This is a genomic window from Myxosarcina sp. GI1, assembly GCF_000756305.1.
Classification (GTDB): domain Bacteria; phylum Cyanobacteriota; class Cyanobacteriia; order Cyanobacteriales; family Xenococcaceae; genus Myxosarcina.
On sequence record NZ_JRFE01000042.1, the window covers coordinates 1 to 19,695 of the forward strand.

The 19,695-nt window shown below is 40.7% G+C and carries 21 protein-coding genes; 13 read left to right on the forward strand and 8 right to left on the reverse strand.

All coding sequences use genetic code 11. The features are described from left to right. Window positions 1-153: 153 nt before the first annotated feature. From KV40_RS25275 to KV40_RS25290, 4 genes are all read left to right on the forward strand, one after another. Entirely contained in the window at window positions 154-948 is a 795-nt protein-coding gene (locus KV40_RS25275; RefSeq protein ID WP_216595720.1) for a hypothetical protein, read from the forward strand. A gap of 173 nt (window positions 949-1,121) precedes the next feature. Beyond that, the gene (locus KV40_RS25280; RefSeq protein WP_036487210.1) at window positions 1,122-1,538 is read left to right on the forward strand and encodes a four helix bundle protein; all 417 of its coding nucleotides are present in this window, start codon (window positions 1,122-1,124) and stop codon (window positions 1,536-1,538) included. A gap of 101 nt (window positions 1,539-1,639) precedes the next feature. After that, entirely contained in the window at window positions 1,640-2,713 is a 1,074-nt protein-coding gene (locus tag KV40_RS25285; protein ID WP_036487212.1) for an IS110 family transposase, read from the forward strand. A gap of 1,259 nt (window positions 2,714-3,972) precedes the next feature. Next, entirely contained in the window at window positions 3,973-5,118 is a 1,146-nt protein-coding gene (locus tag KV40_RS25290; RefSeq protein ID WP_036487214.1) for a hypothetical protein, read from the forward strand. Window positions 5,119-5,423: 305 nt separating this feature from the next. Here KV40_RS25290 and KV40_RS25295 read toward each other — a convergent pair whose 3' ends face one another. Then, on the reverse strand, window positions 5,424-5,762 hold the full coding sequence (locus KV40_RS25295) for a type II toxin-antitoxin system PemK/MazF family toxin (RefSeq protein WP_036487216.1): 339 nt from the start codon (window positions 5,760-5,762) through the stop codon (window positions 5,424-5,426). Further along, window positions 5,756-5,995 (reverse strand): AbrB/MazE/SpoVT family DNA-binding domain-containing protein, encoded by a 240-nt coding sequence (locus KV40_RS25300; protein WP_036487218.1) that lies wholly within the window; start codon window positions 5,993-5,995, stop codon window positions 5,756-5,758. The genes KV40_RS25295 and KV40_RS25300 overlap by 7 nt, the downstream gene beginning before the upstream one ends. A 299-nt stretch (window positions 5,996-6,294) precedes the next feature. Here KV40_RS25300 and KV40_RS35280 point away from each other — a divergent pair, with 299 nt between their 5' ends. The 4 genes from KV40_RS35280 (at window position 6,295) to KV40_RS25315 (ending at window position 9,367) form a co-directional block, all read left to right on the forward strand. Then, entirely contained in the window at window positions 6,295-6,453 is a 159-nt protein-coding gene (locus KV40_RS35280; protein ID WP_156114180.1) for a hypothetical protein, read from the forward strand. Between the two features lie 325 nt (window positions 6,454-6,778). Beyond that, the gene (locus KV40_RS25305; protein ID WP_036487220.1) at window positions 6,779-7,732 is read left to right on the forward strand and encodes a metal ABC transporter solute-binding protein, Zn/Mn family; all 954 of its coding nucleotides are present in this window, start codon (window positions 6,779-6,781) and stop codon (window positions 7,730-7,732) included. A gap of 62 nt (window positions 7,733-7,794) precedes the next feature. Continuing rightward, window positions 7,795-8,583 (forward strand): metal ABC transporter ATP-binding protein, encoded by a 789-nt coding sequence (locus tag KV40_RS25310; protein ID WP_036487222.1) that lies wholly within the window; start codon window positions 7,795-7,797, stop codon window positions 8,581-8,583. Continuing rightward, window positions 8,552-9,367 (forward strand): metal ABC transporter permease, encoded by an 816-nt coding sequence (locus KV40_RS25315; RefSeq protein ID WP_036487224.1) that lies wholly within the window; start codon window positions 8,552-8,554, stop codon window positions 9,365-9,367. Before KV40_RS25310 ends, KV40_RS25315 begins: the two co-directional genes overlap by 32 nt. Window positions 9,368-9,415: 48 nt before the next feature. On the opposite strand, the gene KV40_RS25320 is transcribed toward KV40_RS25315, so the two are convergent. From KV40_RS25320 to KV40_RS25345, 6 genes are all read right to left on the reverse strand, one after another. Continuing rightward, the gene (locus KV40_RS25320) at window positions 9,416-10,495 is read right to left on the reverse strand and encodes a WD40 repeat domain-containing protein (RefSeq protein WP_036487229.1); all 1,080 of its coding nucleotides are present in this window, start codon (window positions 10,493-10,495) and stop codon (window positions 9,416-9,418) included. Next, complete coding sequence (locus tag KV40_RS25325; protein ID WP_036487231.1) at window positions 10,483-11,451, reverse strand: GTP-binding protein; 969 nt, start codon at window positions 11,449-11,451, stop codon at window positions 10,483-10,485. The genes KV40_RS25320 and KV40_RS25325 overlap by 13 nt, the downstream gene beginning before the upstream one ends. A gap of 101 nt (window positions 11,452-11,552) precedes the next feature. Beyond that, the gene (locus tag KV40_RS25330) at window positions 11,553-12,452 is read right to left on the reverse strand and encodes an alpha/beta fold hydrolase (protein WP_036487233.1); all 900 of its coding nucleotides are present in this window, start codon (window positions 12,450-12,452) and stop codon (window positions 11,553-11,555) included. 132 nt (window positions 12,453-12,584) lie between these two features. After that, on the reverse strand, window positions 12,585-13,196 hold the full coding sequence (locus tag KV40_RS25335; protein ID WP_036487235.1) for a cation transporter: 612 nt from the start codon (window positions 13,194-13,196) through the stop codon (window positions 12,585-12,587). A 128-nt stretch (window positions 13,197-13,324) separates the two neighbouring features. Then, complete coding sequence (locus KV40_RS25340) at window positions 13,325-13,699, reverse strand: metalloregulator ArsR/SmtB family transcription factor (protein ID WP_036487237.1); 375 nt, start codon at window positions 13,697-13,699, stop codon at window positions 13,325-13,327. Window positions 13,700-13,792: 93 nt separating this feature from the next. Beyond that, the gene (locus KV40_RS25345) at window positions 13,793-15,004 is read right to left on the reverse strand and encodes an FAD/NAD(P)-binding protein (protein ID WP_036487239.1); all 1,212 of its coding nucleotides are present in this window, start codon (window positions 15,002-15,004) and stop codon (window positions 13,793-13,795) included. Between the two features lie 87 nt (window positions 15,005-15,091). On the opposite strand from KV40_RS25345, the gene KV40_RS25350 reads away from it, so the two are divergent. The 5 genes from KV40_RS25350 to KV40_RS25365 all read left to right on the forward strand — a co-directional run bounded on the left by KV40_RS25350 (window position 15,092) and on the right by KV40_RS25365 (window position 19,681). Then, window positions 15,092-16,405: an iron uptake porin gene (locus tag KV40_RS25350; RefSeq protein ID WP_253274382.1), complete on the forward strand. Its 1,314-nt coding sequence runs from the start codon at window positions 15,092-15,094 to the stop codon at window positions 16,403-16,405. Continuing rightward, entirely contained in the window at window positions 16,371-16,889 is a 519-nt protein-coding gene (locus tag KV40_RS36835; protein ID WP_253274383.1) for an iron uptake porin, read from the forward strand. Before KV40_RS25350 ends, KV40_RS36835 begins: the two co-directional genes overlap by 35 nt. A gap of 179 nt (window positions 16,890-17,068) precedes the next feature. Then, complete coding sequence (gene hemB / locus KV40_RS25355; RefSeq protein WP_036487241.1) at window positions 17,069-18,064, forward strand: porphobilinogen synthase; 996 nt, start codon at window positions 17,069-17,071, stop codon at window positions 18,062-18,064. A 52-nt stretch (window positions 18,065-18,116) separates the two neighbouring features. Beyond that, window positions 18,117-18,869: a GTPase G3E family protein gene (locus KV40_RS25360; RefSeq protein WP_036487243.1), complete on the forward strand. Its 753-nt coding sequence runs from the start codon at window positions 18,117-18,119 to the stop codon at window positions 18,867-18,869. Then, a complete protein-coding gene (locus tag KV40_RS25365) occupies window positions 18,866-19,681 on the forward strand; it encodes a metallophosphoesterase (RefSeq protein WP_036487245.1) in 816 nt (271 codons plus the stop codon). Before KV40_RS25360 ends, KV40_RS25365 begins: the two co-directional genes overlap by 4 nt. Window positions 19,682-19,695: the final 14 nt, after the last annotated feature.

Consider the following 19,695-nt stretch of genomic DNA (forward strand, 5'->3'; position numbering starts at 1 on the left):
GATTGCTGCCAATAAAGGAGAATATCGAGGCGGTCGAGTTGTTGTTGGAGGGCGTTCAAGATCTTAGAAGTAGAAAAGTCACAACAAGAATGGCGATCGCCTATGACGAAAAAATTCGATAGAGTAAGAAAAATACTTTATTGGGTGTCAGCAATGGTGAATAAATCTTCTTTGCCTCCTTCAACGAAAAATAAAGCACAGAAACAAGAGCGGGGCAATAAAATCTCTAGCCCCAAGAACAGTTCATCATCTAATTTAAAAGCCGAAAATACAAGCAAAACCCAACTTAAAACCTCTCAAAATCCCGAATCTAATAGTATTTTTCAAGTGATCGGAGTGCTTGAGAGTCTAGTAGCGGTTAAAAACGAAGAACAACTTACAGTTACCATAGAAGGGCAAACATATCGTTTGGGCTATACTGCCAAATCAAAACAAAGATACAAAGCGTTGGTAGATGAAATAAACTCACAGGGCAGCAGTACTAAAAAGTTGTCAGTCTATCCTCAAATTAGCTATAACAAAAAACAAGAAAGTTACAAAGTAGATTTTAATTTGGTAACGGTCGCGAATACAGAAGAAGCTAGAGAAAGTATTTTTCAGGATTTGGCAGCAGGTGAATTTTATCTATCAGGGTTTTGGCAGTATGTACCCTTCTGTAAGTCCTCAGTCATAGCAGTGTTAAGGAATTATAGTGAMAAATTAGCTCAAACAGTAGAAAAAGTTGGGGCTAAGAAGGCTAAACAGATATTAAAGCCGAACTATATTCCTGTAAAATGGGCAGATTCATCAGTCGATGCGTTTAAATACGATCCAGACCTTGAGAAAAAGCAGCAGATGCCCCGTTATTTCGTGCGAATAAAAGCTAAATTTAGACCAGAGAATAACTGCTTTGAGGCGATCGCACAGATTGGAGATAGCACAACTCAAGCACCAAAATATTTGAAGTAAGAACCTGTAAAAAGCTCTAATCAAGGGACATTATGAGCAGCAGAATAAGCTACTTGGCTTGTAGTATGTATGCAGCAAGTAAGTTTTAACTACAGTGTTCCTATGATGAGTTTAGAAACAAACAACCAGTTTTATTTGGGGACTGGGAAATAGGAACAAGTGATTGGGAAAATATGGAAGAACAAGAGAGAGGTTTTGAAACTTTAGAGTTCTATCAAGACAGTTTAAAATTACTCAAGGCATCTTACAGATTAGCAGAAACTTTACCTAATTATGAACGTTACAATTTAAGCAATCAATTGCGCCGAGCCTCTTGTAGTATTTTACTAAATATAGCCGAAGGCTATGGACGCTATCATTATCTAGAGCGTTTACGTTTTTTATACATAGCACGAGGTTCATTAGCCGAAACCTTAAGTGTCTTTATCATTGCACAGACTCTTAACTATTGCACCGATGCACAACTAGATTGGAGTCGTGAGCTCAAACAAAAAATTGAAAAAAAACTCAATGGCTACTGTCGCTTCATTAGAAATCAACAACAAGGAGGCAGCGAATATGGTAAGCAATATATCCCATCATCAAAATGAGAGAAAATTATTAGGGGAGTGATAACTTTATCATCATCAACCCACTGAAGAAAAAAGAAACACAATCTATCTGACCCCTGTGGGGTCGAAGGAGGCTGCTCATGAACAACTCATCAGCAAAAATCTCTTATCAAGGAAAGAAAGTTTTTGTCGGCATTGATGTTCACAAAAAAAGCTATTCAGTCGTAGCCGTGGTGGAGGGCATCGTTGCTAAGAAATGGAGAACCCTAGCCAGTCCCGACCAACTAGCCGAACAGCTACAGCGGTATTTTCCTGGAGCGTCGATTTATACTGCCTATGAAGCAGGTTTTTCTGGGTTCGTGCTCCACAGAGTCCTGACTGAAGCGGGGATTGATAATCTTGTGGTCAATCCAGGTAGTATCGAGGTGGCAGTTAATAATCGGGTTAAAACCGATAAAAGAGATGCACGAAAAATAGCGACGCTACTCGAAGCAGGACGTTTACCCCGAATTCGAGTGCCTAGCCCGCAACAAGAACAGGAACGACTGTTAACTCGCACTCGACAACAATTAGTCGAAGAGCGCAGTGCGATTAAAAACCGAATTCGCATGAAGTGTCATCAAATGGGGCTAATTGACCCCAATGACAACAGAGAAATGAGTCATAAACTGGTAGAAGAAATGTTAGCTCAAAGTCCCAGTCCCGAATTTACCTTGGTAATTAAAGCTTATTGGTCGGTATGGAAAAGTATCGAAACTCAAATTCGCAAGCTGGAGCAAAAGTTAAAGGAGCAAGCCAAGACCGACCCCAATGAAACTATTTACCGTTCGGCTCCAGGCATCGGTTTTCTCTCAGCGCGGATTCTCTCTCTGGAGTTAGGAAATATGAGTCACTTTGCCAATGAGCGACAATTATTCAGCTACACGGGACTTACTCCCTCGGAGTTTTCTAGTGGTGACACAGTGAGAAAGGGACATATCACTCATCAAGGCAATAAGCGTGTCCGCTACATTCTCACTGAAGCTGCTTGGACAGCGATTAAAAAAGAGCGTCATTTAAAAGAATTTTTTGAGCGACTTTATCCCAGAACAGGCAAGAAAAAAGCGATTGTGGCCGTGGCCCGTAAATTTATTGGTCGGATTCGTGCTGCTTTCCGCCACCAGACAACCTATCAAATCAATCCGATCATTTCCGAGGTGGCTCAGACAGGATAATTTAAGTGGGGCTATCTTTAATTATTTTAGCCTTTTGGCTGACCTCCGACTCCTGGCTAAACGACTTGAGAACGCGAACATCAGGTGGTCAAAAATTGCTAACTCGCTCCGCACTGTAACCTCGGACACTCATCTGTGTGCTGATTGCTCAGACCACGCTTTCTGTGTATGTGGTGCAGTGCTTTTAAACCACAGCGAATAAAAACAAGTGGCATAGCTATGGCTATGACTACGAATGACTGATTGTTAGGAATTATTTTCTGACTCTGAGCAGTTTCCAATAGGCTCAATCAATAGCCATTTTCCCCCGATTAGTAAGGAGCAACTTAGATACCCCTCAAGCCTAGAGCAACCTAAGACCGAGATTTGGGGCTACTTTTTCAGCCCATCCTAACTACTCTCACTCAACCTGAAACCAGAGAAGATTTTTGCCAGCCATAAAGTGCTGAGAGATATATAAATCAACGCTCTTGGTTTATTTTCTTGTGCTTAAATCTCTAGGCTATTGACTAAAATGATTTGAGTTTTAAAAAACTACTGGGAAATTAGAAGAGGACAAAAATTTACCTACTTCCTGATTTTTTTGGGTTTATTTGGTTGGATATTTAGACAATTGTGACCAGTCATTTTTTGAATTCAATTGCCGCAACATTTGTCTCTGACTGGGTTTTAAGCTTGACTAACTTAACCTAGAGCGGGCTCTTTCGCTTGAGCAAAAGAGCAGAGGCTCTGCTCAAGTTCCCACTCCCTAATCCCTAATCCCCCAGCAACAATTTTGCCTTACCTCTTGACAACTCATCATGACTGATGACTGTGACTGAAGTTTGATGGCTAGAAACCATGTCAGATATAGACGTGACGGATGTGACGGCAAATTTAAAAACTCATAATTAGCGGAATGACACTCGTACCAAAGTAGAACTGCATTTTTATAGCTAGATAAATATAAAAAAGTTTTCGATTTATCCGTCACAGTTATCGAACTATACATTCAATTCGTTAGAATTAGCCAGAATAAAATCATCCCATTAAATTAATAAGAGCCAAATGAGTCCTGAAAAGACAGTTCAAGCAACAAAGACAGAACACTATAAAAAATACACGGTCAAAGAACATGAACGGAAAATGTACGAACGAGATTATAAGTTCGTCTGTAAAGGATGTGACCGTGTTGTGGAGAGAATCAGCTATGCAGTATGTTGTCCGAGTTACGGAAACGATTGTAATGGTAAATTATCTCAATGTCGGAGAAATAAATAATGCTGTCAGAAGAGTTAATCAAAGCGATTGAAAGCTTAGAAAGGTTACAAGACCACTATCAAGATGAATACGAATACTATTTAGCTAAGGCGATGGAAGTTAAGGAACACCAAGAAAAAATCGAGGTGTTACTTAAAGATTTGGTGCGTCGGGATTCTGAGGTTTCCTCAGAATTAGGAGACGCAGTGATTTCACATGATAGAGAGAACTATCGCGAACTAGGTTCGGGCATACAAAAGAACGAAGCTTCTTTACTTGACAACCACGCTGAAGATGAATCAACATTTCTGCGCCGAAGAAGAAAAAGAAAAGGATTGAATCTACTTGAAGGGCAGCCAGAAACAGCGAACGGGACAAACGGAGTAAAAAGTGAAGAAGATTTTCTAGATGATGAGCCTGAAATGACAAAGTTTGACTTTGGTTCATCTATCGACTCTACTGAGTCTCAAAGCGAAACGGATAATTCAGAGCGAGAATTAGATTCGGTGGCTAGATTTTTAGAATTGTCCAAAATAGTGATGCCAGCGATTGAGGAAATATTTAAGTCAGAAGCTAATAAAACGCTGCATTTAAGTTACATACAGAAGACACTCAATTCAAAACTAAATTTACAACTGAGCGTAGAAGCGGTAAAACTGTATCTAGACCAAGCTATAGAGCAAGGTTATTGTCGATTAGATTCTTATGACCGCTCTTGCTATGTATCCAATGAGAACAAATCTAAATCGCCGATAAATGAAAGCGAAGTAACCAATTCTACTTCACCTAACGACGATGTAGATTCTAATGGCAAGGTAATCTCTGAGATTAACCAAGTCGAACCAAATCGAGACAAAACTTCATCAACTAAATCAAAAGCAGTTAAAAGTACACAGCGTAAAAAGCTCTACAATTTACCACCGTCGAGTAAGTTAAAAGTAACTTTGCTGAAGACAGTAAAAGGTTTTTTAGCAGAGCATAAACTTGATGTGTTTACATCCCAGGACATTATCGACTATCTCTATACCAAAAAACAGCAATCAAGCTGGTCGAAAAATCAAGTAACTAAAATACGTCAAGCGATTGGCAATGTGTTGGGAAGAGATAGTTATTTGGGAACGGAATGGGAAAGAGTAAAGCTTGGTAAATATCGAGCATTAAATTAACTGAAACAAATGCGATTGCCAAAGTTTTAGCGGCAAAACTAACTACTTGTAAACGAATCATCAAGAGAAGATGAATTTTGTCTTCAAGCGAGGAAAATCACTTTTCAGGTAGAAAGCTCAAGTATAAAATTGAATCAATTAAAACTTTTATTATAAATACCGCTAGCTGTTAAAGAGAAAAGCTGGCATATATAAAATTCGCACCCAGACTGTAACTCATTCTGGGTGTTATGATTTTGGGCGAAAAATGAATTGTACAATTATTAATTTGTGTAAATCAAAGCTTAAATCCTAGTATTTTCAAGCTATCGAACTAATGAAGAAATTTTAGCCAGAGCTTCATCGATAACGGAGAATTCTGCTGATTCGACAAACTTAGCTTTTCGTGCCTGCCAGTCTAAGACGCGAATTTGGTCGGTCAAAACTACCCCCGAAGTTTGCATTGACTGCGGTAAGACTACCTCAAAACGCCAACCTTTAATTGTGTTGGTAATCGGACAAGCTAAGACAAAGTGAGAGATTCGGTTATAGGCTTGTGGAGAGATAACTAAGGCAGGTCGATATCCCGCCTGTTCTCTACCTATTTGGGGGCTGAATGATAGTTTGATGATGTCGCCACGATTGGGAATGTATGTCGTTACCACTGTTCTCTACCAACAGGTTCACCCCAGTCAATCTCCGAATGCAAATGTTCTTCACCCATTCCTTCTAACAACTGTTCGAGAGTGTATTTCGGTTTTTGTGGGGTAATTATGATGCGATTATCTTCGGTGGCAATTTCAATTTCATCACCATCGCTCAAACCATTATCTTCGGCTATTGACTTAGGAATTCTAATTCCCAAACTGTTACCCCATTTAGCAATTTTGATATTCATTGGCGGAGAATCYTGGTTTRAGTATATACATAATTATACTATGTATATACTAAATAGCCTAAACAAGTTTACTCATAACGACCGAGAAAATTCCAATAATCTTCTGATACTGGTTCGATATCGGAAGAAGTTCGATTGTGAGAGCCATCCCAATAGTTAGGTTCAGCCAGATCGGAGTGATGATTATCTTCTATTATTTCAGCACGAATGCGGTCTATGTAGCGTTGCTTATCTACGGCTGAAGTTGAAACTCTTAATTGTTGTTTTTCTTCGAGGATAGGTTCTGAGCCTTGACGGAAATGAACTTACAACTACATCGAGTGATTAGTGACATTATTGGTAAAACTGGGATGGCAATTGTCACCGCAATTTTGGCAGAAGAACGTAACCCTAACAAGTTAGCATCTTTAAGAGATGGTCGAATGAGGCAAGTTGTAATGATATCGCTGCTGCCCTGACCGAGAATTATCGACCTGAATTGTTGTTTGTCCTCTCTCAAGAGTTACAACACCCAAGCGTCGAGGAAAAAAGCAGCCAGGGAATGCTCCTCAATTTGATTTACACACTTATCTTGACCGTCTCAGTGGTGTAAATTTTACCCAAGTTGATGGAATAGGAGCTTTGACTGTTTTAGTTTTTGTGGTCGAGTTTCATGAGATCGCTAGAACAACTTACTAAGTTCATTCTTGTGAATTTATTTGTAGCGACCAAAAATTTTTCATTTTAGTTTATGATAATGATTATCATTATTTTTCAGCTAAATGCTCATTATATAGTCATAAGATGTCTTGTTTATTTACAACTCATAAAATCCAATTCTTAAAACGCTCTGTAATTACCAGCATCAGTTGTTTTAGCGCGATCGCTTTTAGTACCGTTACCACTGCCCAAAACAATTCCAGTCCTAAAATAGTCACGACTTTCTTACCAATTCACTTATTTACCAAAGCTGTGGTGGGAGATACAGGAGAAGTAGATATTTTAATTTCTCCTGGTATGGAGGTACATGACTATCAAGCTACACCAGACGATGCCAAAATACTATCTGAGGCAGATGTGTTAGTAGAAAACGGGTTGGGTATTGAAGAGTTTTTATCGGGTTTAGTAGTTAATGCTGGTAATTCCGAACTTCAGCAAATTATAGCTAGTGAAGGAATAGAGGTAATAGAAGAAGAACATGAGGAACACGAACATGAAGAAGAAGAACATGGACACCATCATGAAGGGGGAGATCCTCACGTTTGGTTAGATCCAGTTCTAGCACAACAACAGGTAGTGACTATTAGAGATGGTTTAATCGAACTCGACCCCAGTAATGCAGATAGCTATCGTACCAATGCAGATGCTTATATTCAGCAACTACAACAGCTAGACAATGAATTTCAACAACGATTAGCACCAGTTGCAGGTTGCAATTTTATAACTTTTCACGATGCTTTTACCTATTTAGCACAACGTTACGGACTGCAACAAGAAGCGGTCGTAGAAATTCCTGAAGATAGCATTACTCCGCAAGATATCCAACGAGTACAACAACTAGCTAACCAATATCAAGTTAAAGCTTTACTCACCGAACCAGGAATTGAAGACAAACGCATCCAACAGATATCTAGTGACTTAAATCTACCCTTAGAAGCGATCGACCCTCTAGAGGCGGGGCAAACAGATCCGCAGTATTATTTTCAAGCTATGCGAGGAAATTTGGAGGCTTTAGAAAGAGCGTGTCAAAACAAGTAATAAGTAATAGGTAATAAGTTCTTTTTCTAACTCTTCTCTTGAGAATCAAAGTAGTAAATTTAATGCACCAAAATTTATCTGTTACCCAACCCATTATTACAGTTAGAAATCTATCGGTGATGCGTGGGGAATATTTAGCGGTAGATAATGTCTCTTTTGAATTATTGCCAGGTACTCATACGGCAATCATCGGTCCAAATGGTGCGGGAAAAAGTACCTTAATTAAAACTATTTTAGGCTTGATTGAAGCGCGATCGGGTGAAATTAGATTGTTTGATGGTACTGGCAAACAGTCAAAACGATTAAAGCAGGAAGTTGGCTATATTCCTCAAAAATTCTCCTTCGATCGCACTTTTCCCTTGACGGTATTGGAATTGGTGGGTTTGGGCTTAAATAGGAAACAGTGGTGGTACTCTAGTAAACGGAAACGAGAGAGGATTTACCAAGCTCTAGAACAAGTTCATTTAACCAAACAAGCCCGACAAAAAATCGGTACTCTTAGCGGAGGGGAATTAAAACGAGTGTTACTGGCTTATTGTTTGGTCGTTCCCCGTCGTCTTTTGGTTCTCGATGAAGCCTTAGCAGGGGTGGATGCTACGGGAGAAATAGAATTTGCTATTTTACTCAACAACCTCAAACAAGAACACAACTGGACGATTTTGGAAGTTTCCCATGATTTAGATTTAGTTAGTAGGTATTGCGACTCGGTAATCTGTTTGAACCGTCGTTTACTATATCGAGGCTCACCTCAAACTACTCTCACCTCAGAAAATCTCTTACAAATATACGGTTCTTTAGTTAGCCCTACCTGTCATCATCATGAACCTAGCAGACGTACTGAGTCTTTTTAGTTTACCCTTTATGCAACGGGCGGTACTGGGTGGCGTACTGTTAGGGATATTAGGGGGAATTTTGGGCAGCTTTCTAATCCTGCGTCGTCTCTCTTTGTTTGGGGATACGGTGGGACATTCGGCAATGCTAGGAGTAGTTTTAGCTGCGTTATTAGAACTTCCTTCTACCTGGACGTTAATTGGTTTTACCGTCGCTTTTGGTTTGGGAGTAATTTATTTAATCGATAGAACCGATTTGGGTAGCGATACGGTTTTGTGTATTTCCCTATCGGGTTCGATCGCTTTAGGGACGATAGGCTTTAGTTATTTAAAAGGATATCGGGGTAATTTATTATCGATTTTATTTGGCGATATTCTAGCGATTAGTAATACTGATTTGATTTTATTGTTGTTGCTCTTAGGCGTAACGTTAGCGTGGTTGATTATCAGTTTACCAGAGCAAATATTACTCACTCTCAACACTGATTTAGCCTTAGTCAAAGGCGTACCCGTTCGCGGTCATCGCTATTTTTTTATCGTGCTTTTAGCAATTACTATTGCCTTAACTATTCGGGCAGTTGGTATTTTACTCGTTAACGGTTTTTTAGTTATTCCTGCTGCCTCTGCCAGATTAATTTGCCAGCAGTTTGTTCCGTTTCTAGCTACTGCTGCGGGAATAGGTGCAATGAGTGGGGTAATAGGTATGGTCATTTCTGGCGCGATCGATCTGCCTAGTGGTCCAAGTATTATTTTGATTCAGCTACTTGGGTTTTTTGCAGTAGTTTTATGGCATCGGCAGGGTTGAATCATTCCATATTGCCTATAAATAATCAGAGAAGTTATTCTCCCTTAATCAACCAAAACCTTTACCCCGCTTAGACTCCGACCAAACAATCAACTCTCCATCCTGACCGCCAGCAGCCAATTGTTTGCCATCTTGACTCCAAGCCAGACAAGAAAAACCGCCCCTAGCACCTTCTAATATTTGCCCTACTTGTTTGGCTCCCCTCCACAAGCACAAGCAACCATCATCAGCAGCAGAGGCTAGTAATAAACTGTGAGGATGAAACAGTAGAGCTTGAACTTTGCGCTCGTGTAAAGTTAAAACGTTGGCATTCCAACCATCGTTATCATCAGCTTCTTTTTTCCAGACGGCAATACTTTCTACACTTGATGCTGCCAACAAAGGTGCATCACTCGCTCCTCTTTGCGACCAAGTTAGATTAGAAATCTTGCCAGCAAAACCTCGCATGACCCAAGGAATTGGGAAACCATATTCTAAAACTGTAATGGTATTGTCGAAATTACCAGAAGCAATATATTTACTGTCCCCAGACCAAGCCGTAACAATACTAGCTGAGGGCATATCGATGAGATAGGGGTCATCATCCCAATCTATAGTAGACCATACTTTAACTCCCCCATTACCTGCGATCGCAATACTTTCCCCATTTGGTCGCCAAGCTAAATCTAAAACAGAAGAGTTAGCAAAGGGTAGAGTAGTTATAACTGTTTGGCTATCTGCATCCCAGATTTGTACATAAGGTCCCAAGCTAAAGGCTAAGTGGTTACAAGTAGGACTCCAAGCCAGTTTATCGACCCATGAGGGGGCATTATCTAGGGTAGCGATTAATTTCACTTCCTGTTCTTTAAGGGGAGTAGGAGGGATTGACCAAACTCTAACTTTGCCATCTTGTCCCCCAGCAGCTAAAAACTTACCATCGACGGAAAAAGCCAAACAGTCAACCGATACTAAACCCGCAGGTAATAAACTAAGCAAGTTGCCATCTTGCCATACAACCACTTCCCCCGCAGCCGAACTAGCAGCTAATAGACCATCAGGCGACCAAGCTACTGCGGTAACGTATTCTGAGAGACTATCTTTCCAGTGCGGTTGAAATAAGACTTTACCTTTTGTACCTACACCAAACATTGTTTAAAGTCCTCTCTCAGTTGTACCTCATCTAGATTGCGACCGATAAACACCAATTCATTCTTACGGGTTTCTTCTTCCTTCCAAGGGCGGTCTGGTTTTCCATCAAACAGCATATGTACTCCCTGAAAGACAAAACGGTCTTCTTCTCCTGCAACATTTAAAATACCTTTCATGCGGAAGATATCTACCCCTTTAGTTTGTAGCAGGTTACTCAACCAGTTATTTAGTTTTTGTCCGTCTAGTTCTCCAGATTCTACTATGGCAAAAGATTTTACTGTCTCGTCATGTTCGTGGGCAGCTTCGTCTAAAAATTCGGGGTCAATTTCTAAAGCACGATCTAGATCGAATGCCTGTACTCCTAATAAAGAATCCATTGATAGTTCAGAATTTTGGGTACGATAGATTTTTGCCATCCCGTTCATGGTTTTGATTTTGCTTTCCAATTCTTCTAATTCTTGGGGAGATACGAGATCGGTTTTATTGAGGAGAATTACATCGGCAAAAGCAATTTGTTCCTGTGCTTCATCCGCCTCCCAATGTTGCTGGATATGTTTGGCATCGACTACCGTGACCACTGCATCTAAAGCAATCTTGTCTTTCATATCTTCATCGACAAAAAAGGTTTGAATTACAGGGGCGGGATCGGCTAACCCAGTAGTTTCAATGACCAAATGGTCGAATTGATTGCGACGCTTCATCAAGTTGCCGATAATGCGAATCAAGTCACCCCTCACTGTACAGCAAATACAGCCGTTATTCATCTCAAAGATTTCTTCATCGGCATCAATCACCAGTTGATTATCAATACCCACTTCTCCAAACTCGTTAACGATGACTGCTACTTTCTTGCCGTGTTCGTAGGTGAGGATGCGATTGAGGAGGGTGGTTTTACCCGCACCTAGATAGCCAGTTAGTACAGTGACGGGAACGGTGTTAGTGCTTGTCGCTACCATAATCTAATTCCTAAACTCTTCTAGATAATGATAATCGATCTCATTCTCAGAAGAACAGTTTTTAATCTAAAATTAGCCTGGGAAATTATTAAACATTGATGCTAAAGAAAATTGTTCATCGCTTCTGTCACCGCTTCAGGATACTCTTCATAAATACCTAAAGTTCCCTCTAATCGAACTGTTTGCACTTGTTCCAACTTTGCCATCGCCTCCATTTCCGCTTTTGATTTCGGGGGTGCATTTTCCGCCAGAATAATTAATACGGGTATCGATCCAGATTCTAAAAGTTGCAAAAATTCCTCTCTATCAGTTACAGGATCGATCGCGCCAGTAACAAAAGCGGCAGGGGCATATCTCGCACCATCTTTAGAAGTGATTTGGTGTTTTTGGTCGATAAATTCGGGGGTTAGTTTGGTTTCATCCACATATACGTGGCGTTTATACATGAAGCGAAGGAAGGAAGGGGTAGTGTTGAGATAGTATAAACCCTGTCCGATAACAGGCGATCGCACTAGATTTTTAACTCCATTCCTGACACCATCGGGTAAACCCATAACTCTCAATGGTCCTTGCCAAGTGGGAGCAATTAAAATTAGTTGAAAAATTAGATCGGGGTTATCCTGTGTAAATTTTAAAGCGTATCCCGAAGCATGACCCGCAGCAATGAGGGTAATCGGGCTATTAAAAATAGATTTAACAAAATCTCCCAACAACTGCTGAAATAATGCGGGATTGTAATCGACAGGTGGACATTGAGACTCGCCAAATCCCAACCAATCTAAAACTGTTACTTGATATTGTGTAGCCAGTATATTGGCAATACCTTTCATCTCGGTGCGACTGGAAACCGTACTAAAAGCTGGAAGTAACAGTACGGGGTTTCCCTCTCCGATGGTTTCGTAAACGACTCGATATTGTTTGTCTAAAAAATTCCAGTTGTAAAAATTTTTGGTCCCGCCAATACTGGAGTTGAGTTGAGTCGGATTAGTTGTTGTCGTCATAGCTATTAATGAAGGGAAATCTATCTATATTTAAAATCTTAGTCAGATAGTTAATTAACTTTGCAATTGTCTTAAAGCATTGATACATAACAAGCGATAACGAAGTGGCACTGCACGATCGCGTGGGTTGATTTAAACTAGTTCTGCTCTTGCTTGAGTAAGAACTTTTCCCGCAGATTGGGCAAAAACCACAGTGAGTAATAGTCCTAAAATGAAATCTGGCAAAAACGAACCAGTTAGAAATACTAATCCAGCAGTTAGCAACACGGAAGTATTAGCGATAATGTCATTACGGGAACATAACCAAACTGAAGACATATTGATATTGTCGTCACGGTGACGAATCAACAGTAAAAAGCAGATTAAGTTAGCGAGTAGGGCAAAAATACCAATCTCGCTCATTAAACTAACTGTAGGGACGGTTTGAGCAAACAATTGATAGGTAGCTCTGGCAAATACAGCGATCGCCGTAAGAAACATAATACCGCCTTTGAGTATTGCCGATCGCGCCTGAGCTTTTTTACCTTTTTGAATAACGTAAAGGCTACAGCCATAAACTAAAGCATCCCCCAGCATATCTAAGGAATCACCTGTTAGGGATAAAGAGGCTGCCTTAATTCCCCCACTAAATTCCACCACGAACATCACTGCATTGATTATCAAAATAATCCATAACACTTTACTCTGGCGTTTTTGTAGCTTTTCTAATTCCTTGGCTTTGTGTTGACAACAATGTTCTGCCATTTTATTTTAACGTTCAAGTGAGTGTTTGAATAAAATCATTGTATCTTCAAACGTTCAAAAGAACATTAGAATGTAAGTCAAATTGAAACGATAAATAGAGAAAAAAAATAAGACATACTAAATAAAAGCTAAATTAACTCTCGCAAAGAATAGCTCAGAATATTGGTTACGCGACGATCTTTTAGGGAATAATAAGCTAATTTGCCGTCATTACGGTATTTAAGTAATTTCAAATCTCGCATTTTCCGCAAATGATGGGAAGCGGTAGCGATCTTAATATTTAACATGGCTGCAATATCGCAGACACAAAGCTCATCGCCGTTTCTGAGGGCATAAAGTATCTTAACCCGCGAGCGGTCTGCTAAAGCACCAAAGATAACCGTCATTTCCTCTAAAGTATCTTCATTGGGTAAAGTAGACCGAATTTGAGTAACTAACTCGGTGTTGAAACATCTTACCTGACAAAGATCGTCTGCTTTGGTTTTGGTTTTACTCACGGGTATTTAGGGATAACGGTTAAATCTATTTAGTTCAATGGTACAAGATAGTTGAATTCCCAGTGGGTTGGACAAGCGATCGCTTCTTCAACTAAAAAATCATCCAATCGCCAAACTGGGTTTAACAATTGCTGGTACGATACGTTGACAAGCCATTTTTCCACCGCCAATGTTTCTGGCAACAGGACCAATTTGCAAAGCAGCCAAACCACCCATAATAAAAAAGTTGGACTTAGGCAGACGTAAATGTTCGTCCAGTATGGGTAAACCGTTAACTATCTCTGTAGGATAAGTCTCAAGTACGTTTTGTAATAAGGGATGCTCTTTAACATTGAATCTCGTTCCAGTAGCTAACCAGATACGGTTGAACTGATGTTTGCTCCCATCGTGACAATTAACCTGCCAAAGATTATCTTGCCATTGTGCATCCCTAACTTGACAGCATTCATCGATCCTCACCTTGCCTTCATGAGATGCTTTTCTTAATTGCAACATTATTTCGGGAGTCATCGAACCGCCATTACGAGCTTGCTGTATTTGCTGGTAACGAACATACCAATCGGTTTCGGCATGAAAGTCTTTGAGATATTTTGGTCCTAACCAACCAGGATCGGCATCAAAGATTTTTGACTGTAACTGTTTTCTAGCCATCAAGGTAACAGTCGCACCCTGATTTATTGCACCTTTGGCTAAATGTCCGCTAGTTAAACCACCACCGACAATTAAAATCCTTTCTCCTGTTAACTTAAGCTGATTTAAGTTTACCTGTTGAGAATGACAGAATCTATCTGAGGGGTAATTTGGGGTAATTTTTTCTATCCAATGAGGAAGCTGCACTTTACCACTTCCCGTAGCTAGTACCACTCTTCGGGTAATAATAGTTTCTCCCGTATTTAATACCAATTGAAATCGAGAACGAGAAGCACGTTCAATCGGTAAAACCCGAACTACTTTGGCGGGATAAACCTTATCTGTTAACTTCCAACGACGAATTACTTCATCACAGAAATCATTAAATAACTTTGTTCCTGGTCTATCGTAGGGCGGAAATAACTCGTTATGCCTATGTTCGGCAAAGGTTCTTAGTTGATGGGGGTTAGGATCGGGATGATGGACGGCAGGGGAACGAAGATAAGGAATTTGTTGTGCTGCAAATTGTTGCTGCCATTGACTCATCCAGGTTTTACTGGGATCGAAAACTAAGAATTTACGATAGTGTTTCGCGCTTTTTTGTAATAGGTGGGTGGTTAAAGTAAGAGCCTGAACTCCTGCGCCAATAATCGCGCTATCAATATAGTTGGGTAATTTCACTCGCGAAAAATAATGATAATGATTATCTCTTCTAGTATATGATAATGATTATCATTTTAATTGACTAGATATTAAGGTGTGAGGAAAATGAAAAATCAACTTTGGAGAGCTTGTTTGCTAAGTCCTCTATTTTTAGCAACACTTTTAGTACAAGAGGTATCAGCCCGAGATATTGCTTCATACAACACAGAATTAAGTCAAGTTACTAACGTGAATCAGTTACGGGATGTTTCCCCTACGGACTGGGCTTACGAAGCATTACGTTCTTTAGTAGATCGCTATGGTTGTATTGCAGGCTATCCCAACCAAACATATCGTGGTAGTCAAGCTCTGACTCGTTATGAATTTGCTGCGGGGTTAAACTCTTGTCTCAATCAGATCGAAAGACTAATTGCTTCCTCTGAGGCGATAGCTAGAGAAGACTTAGACACAATTAACAGGCTTACCCAAGAGTTTGAAGTGGAACTAGCAGCTATTGGCGGACGTATTGATAGCTTAGAAACTCGTACTGCTTTTTTAGAGGATAATCAGTTTTCCACTACTACTAAGCTAGGCGGAGAAGTCAGTTTTGCTCTCAGTCAAGTTTTTGGTGATGAAAAAGCCGATGGTAGTGGCGATATCGATAGCGTCACCGTATTTAATTTTCGTTCTCGCTTGAGTTTTGATACTAGCTTTACGGGTAGAGACCTCTTAAAAGTACGTTTAGATGCTCTGAATACCGTTCCTTTTGGTTCGGGAGAAGAGGAAGACGATCCCAACGTGACAGGGACAGGTATGACTCGTACTGCTTTTGATGAAGGTTCTGATGGTTCGGTACGGATTGGTAAACTTTACTATACTTTCGCGATTGGGGAATCGGGTGAATCCGAACGGACAGCTCACGGGCGCGAAGACGCTTCGCGCCCCGTGTCCTCCCATTCGGGACACGGACACGATGAACACGAACACGACGAGGAAAATGAAGCACACGGGGGACATTCCGAACACCTTCATGGTGCAGCAGAAGGAAAGTTATCTTTTGTGATTGATGCGGTTGGTGGAGAATTTAACGAAAACTTTGCTAACTATAACGAGTATTTTTCGGAAGAATTAACGGGGGCAATATCTCGTTTTGGACGTTTTAATCCCATCTACTATCAAGGTTTAGAAGGAACAGGAGCTACGGCTAATTATAATTTTAGCGATGCGATCGCACTTTCTGTAGGTTATCTTGCCCCTCGTGCTAGCGAACCCTTAGAAGGAGCGGGTTTGTTTAATGGCAGCTATGCAGCGATCGCCCAGGCTAGTATCCAACCTACCGATAGTTTGGGCTTCGGTTTGACGAGTGACCCCGCGCCGCCGAAAGGCGCAAGGGAACGCGCTCGTCGTGACCTATTCGCGGGGATATTATGCACCAGATGAGTTGGTAGTTTCGGGAGAGACAGGCAGCGAAACCGCTAATGCGCCTTTTGGTGAAGAAATTGCCACCTCTGCCGATCATTTTGGCATACAAGGAAAATATGAACTCAGCGATCGCTTAAGTATTTCTGCCTGGGGTGGTTTGAGTTTGGCTCATGCGTTAACGGATGGGGATAATGAGGGTATTGCAGTAACGGATGGTGATGATGCCACGATCTTTAACTGGGCAGTGACTTTAGCTTTTCCCGATCTCTTGTCTGAAGGCAGTTTGGGAGGTATTATCTTCGGACAGCCACCCAAAGTTAGTAGCAATGATGGTGGAGTAGAAGACGAAGATAGTGCTTGGCACGTTGAGGCACAGTATCGTTATCGGCTTAACGACCATGTTGCCATTAATCCTGGATTTTTTGTGGTGATTAACCCCGAAAACAGTAGCGATAACGACACTATTTATGTGGGTACGATCCGCACCATTTTTGAATTTTAAGTTTTAGGGTTTAGAGTAGCAGGTCAGAGAGACTCCGCCTTAAAGAGGAACGCGCTCCGATGCGGGGCTTCCTCTGACTTCGTTATTATTAGCCTGCTTTTTTTGTATGATAACGATTATCATTATTGTAGAATTAACTCGTTCGAGCTTTGAATCTAGAATTACGCGATTGCACTTTTATGACTTCTCCCAATCAACACCTCTCCTTATTCCATCGTCCTCGTCGTCTCCGTCGCACTGCATCCTTACGTCGTATGGTGCGAGAAACCCAATTAACAGTTAACGATCTGATCTATCCCGTGTTTGTCATGGAAGGAGAAAATCAACAAGAAGAGATTCCTTCGATGCCAGAAATCTATCGTTATTCCCTCGATTTACTGCTGAAAGAAATAGCCGATGCTGCTAATTTAGGAATAAATGCGATCGCACTATTTCCTCTGATTCCTACAGAAAAGAAAGATAACGCAGGAACAGAAAGCTACAACCCCGATGGTTTAGTACAGCGCACTGTAAAAGCAATTAAGCAAGAAGTTCCCGATCTAACTGTCATTACCGACGTAGCACTCGATCCTTTTTCTATCTACGGTCATGATGGCATAGTCAAAGATGGCAAAATTCTCAACGACGAAACGGTAGAAGTATTAGTAAAACAAGCAGTCTCCCAAACTGAAGCAGGAGCAGACATAGTAGCCCCCTCCGATATGATGGATGGTAGAGTGGGAGCAATTCGTAAAGGTTTAGATGCTGCTGGTTACTTCGATGTGGGAATCTTAGCTTATTCGGCTAAATACGCTTCAGCTTATTATGGTCCATTCCGCGATGCTTTAGAATCTGCCCCCCAATTTGGCGACAAAAAAACCTATCAAATGAATCCTGCTAATAGCCGAGAAGCAATTAAAGAAGTAGTCTTAGATATCGCTGAAGGTGCAGACATGGTTATGGTCAAACCAGCTTTAGCTTATCTAGACATTATTCGTCGCATTAAGGAGTATACCAACTTACCCGTTGCTGCTTATAACGTCAGTGGAGAATATGCGATGGTGAAAGCTGCTGCACAGCAAGGCTGGATCGATGAAAAGCAAGTAGTTTTAGAAACTCTTACCAGTATGAAACGGGCGGGGGCGGATTTGATTTTGACTTATTTTGCCAAGCAAGTAGCTTTGATGTTGCGATAAAAAACCAAAAATTTTTCGAGCAAATTCATTCAATTTAATTTAAAAATATACGATGATTATCGCTGTAGCCAGTCCTCCAGGTGCGGGTAAAACCCACTGGATTCATCAACAACTAGCCCAAACCAGTAAACCTGTAGGTTATTTCAGCCCGCAAACCGATTCCGTACCTATCGATGCAATTTATCTTCAAAGTGAATATCCTCAACTAAAGCTTTATCAGACAGGAGAAGAAGCGGAATTAAATAACACCATTACTTATCTGGAGATTCCCTGGTATTTTGATTTAGCAGGAATTGAACCTTTACTGCAAACTTTTAACTCCCGTAGAGTAGTCATAATCCCAGAGGATACAGATAGTAGAGAATTAGAGACTTGGGCGGATGAAATTATTCAAGTAAGTAACACAACTAAGCCAAATAAAGCCTTACAGATTCATCGGGGAGTTTTGACAGGGGAAATTTTAGATTTTGATAGTCTAGCTACATTTTGGCTGGAACTTACCCAAGGTGCTTATGGAAAGGTGGTTCGGGCAAAGGGAATCTTCGATTTAGTGGACGGAAAAATTTATTATGGTGACTTTAAATTGGGGAAATCTAAACTTGAGTTCAAACCTTTAGATTTACCTCGTTGCCTAAACGGTAAACCAGATCGTTTTAGCGGTTTTGAAATAGTAGGTAGTAATTTAGATAAGGATGAAATTGCTCAAACCGTCCGAGATTGCTGTGTTCCCGAATCAGCAATTAATTATTACCAACAACAAGTAAAAGAATCTTTAGAAAGTGAACCAGAGGTAGAAGTAGTATGAAAATAGCAGTAATGTCCTGTATTCATGGTAATTATGCAGCTTTAGATGCAGTTTTACTAGATATTGACAAACAACAAGCAGAAAAGATTTATTGTCTGGGGGATTTAGTGGGTTATGGTCCTTATCCCAATGCGGTAGTGGAACAAATACGTTCTTTAGATATTCCCACCGTACAGGGTTGTTGGGATGAAGACGTTGTCGAAGGACTCAACGCCTGTGAATGTAGTTACCCTTCTCTGTTGGCGGAAAAAAGAGGTAAAATCGCCCACGAATGGACAAATAAAGAGGTCGATCCCGAAGTTAGGGAATATTTGGCACAACTACCCCATACCTATAAAGAAGATAATCTCTGTTTCGTACATGGTAGCCCTAGTAGCAACCACGAATATTTATTACCCGAAATGGATGCTTTTACTGCTTTAGAAAGAGTTCTCTCCAGCGATGCAGATATATTATTTTGCGGACATACCCACGTTCCCTATGTTCGCACTCTAGATTCTGGACAATTACAGGTTAAAGTTCGTCAACCCGATCGAAAAGAACAACCTGCCGTTAGTTTTAATACTCCTGTAAAGCGAATTATCAATGTCGGTTCGGTAGGCGAACCCCGTCATGGTCGTCCCAATGCTACCTATGTCATTTATGATACGGAGACACAAGCAGTAAATTTACGAGAAGTGGAGTATGACTATCAAACAACCTGCGTTGCTATATTAGATGCTGGTTTACCGCCGATTTTTGCCTGGCGTTTGGCTAGGGGTTTAGAATTTGCCGAAAAAGCGGACGATCCGACTCATGTGTGTGAGAGGTAAATTATTGGGTTTTA

Excerpts from the sequence above, each read along its gene's own strand:
- KV40_RS25300 (WP_036487218.1), bottom strand. The coding sequence starts at position 5,995 with ATGAATATCAAAATTGCTAAATGGGGTAACAGTTTGGGAATTAGAATT.
- KV40_RS25290 (WP_036487214.1), top strand. The coding sequence starts at position 3,973 with ATGCTGTCAGAAGAGTTAATCAAAGCGATTGAAAGCTTAGAAAGGTTA.
- KV40_RS25305 (WP_036487220.1), top strand. The coding sequence starts at position 6,779 with ATGTCTTGTTTATTTACAACTCATAAAATCCAATTCTTAAAACGCTCT.
- KV40_RS25315 (WP_036487224.1), top strand. The coding sequence starts at position 8,552 with ATGAACCTAGCAGACGTACTGAGTCTTTTTAGTTTACCCTTTATGCAA.
- KV40_RS35280 (WP_156114180.1), top strand. The coding sequence starts at position 6,295 with ATGAACTTACAACTACATCGAGTGATTAGTGACATTATTGGTAAAACT.
- KV40_RS25310 (WP_036487222.1), top strand. The coding sequence starts at position 7,795 with ATGCACCAAAATTTATCTGTTACCCAACCCATTATTACAGTTAGAAAT.
- KV40_RS25320 (WP_036487229.1), bottom strand. The coding sequence starts at position 10,495 with ATGTTTGGTGTAGGTACAAAAGGTAAAGTCTTATTTCAACCGCACTGG.
- KV40_RS25285 (WP_036487212.1), top strand. The coding sequence starts at position 1,640 with ATGAACAACTCATCAGCAAAAATCTCTTATCAAGGAAAGAAAGTTTTT.
- KV40_RS25330 (WP_036487233.1), bottom strand. The coding sequence starts at position 12,452 with ATGACGACAACAACTAATCCGACTCAACTCAACTCCAGTATTGGCGGG.
- KV40_RS25280 (WP_036487210.1), top strand. The coding sequence starts at position 1,122 with ATGGAAGAACAAGAGAGAGGTTTTGAAACTTTAGAGTTCTATCAAGAC.
- KV40_RS25360 (WP_036487243.1), top strand. The coding sequence starts at position 18,117 with ATGATTATCGCTGTAGCCAGTCCTCCAGGTGCGGGTAAAACCCACTGG.
- KV40_RS25335 (WP_036487235.1), bottom strand. The coding sequence starts at position 13,196 with ATGGCAGAACATTGTTGTCAACACAAAGCCAAGGAATTAGAAAAGCTA.
- KV40_RS25350 (WP_253274382.1), top strand. The coding sequence starts at position 15,092 with ATGAAAAATCAACTTTGGAGAGCTTGTTTGCTAAGTCCTCTATTTTTA.
- KV40_RS25325 (WP_036487231.1), bottom strand. The coding sequence starts at position 11,451 with ATGGTAGCGACAAGCACTAACACCGTTCCCGTCACTGTACTAACTGGC.
- hemB (WP_036487241.1), top strand. The coding sequence starts at position 17,069 with ATGACTTCTCCCAATCAACACCTCTCCTTATTCCATCGTCCTCGTCGT.
- KV40_RS25365 (WP_036487245.1), top strand. The coding sequence starts at position 18,866 with ATGAAAATAGCAGTAATGTCCTGTATTCATGGTAATTATGCAGCTTTA.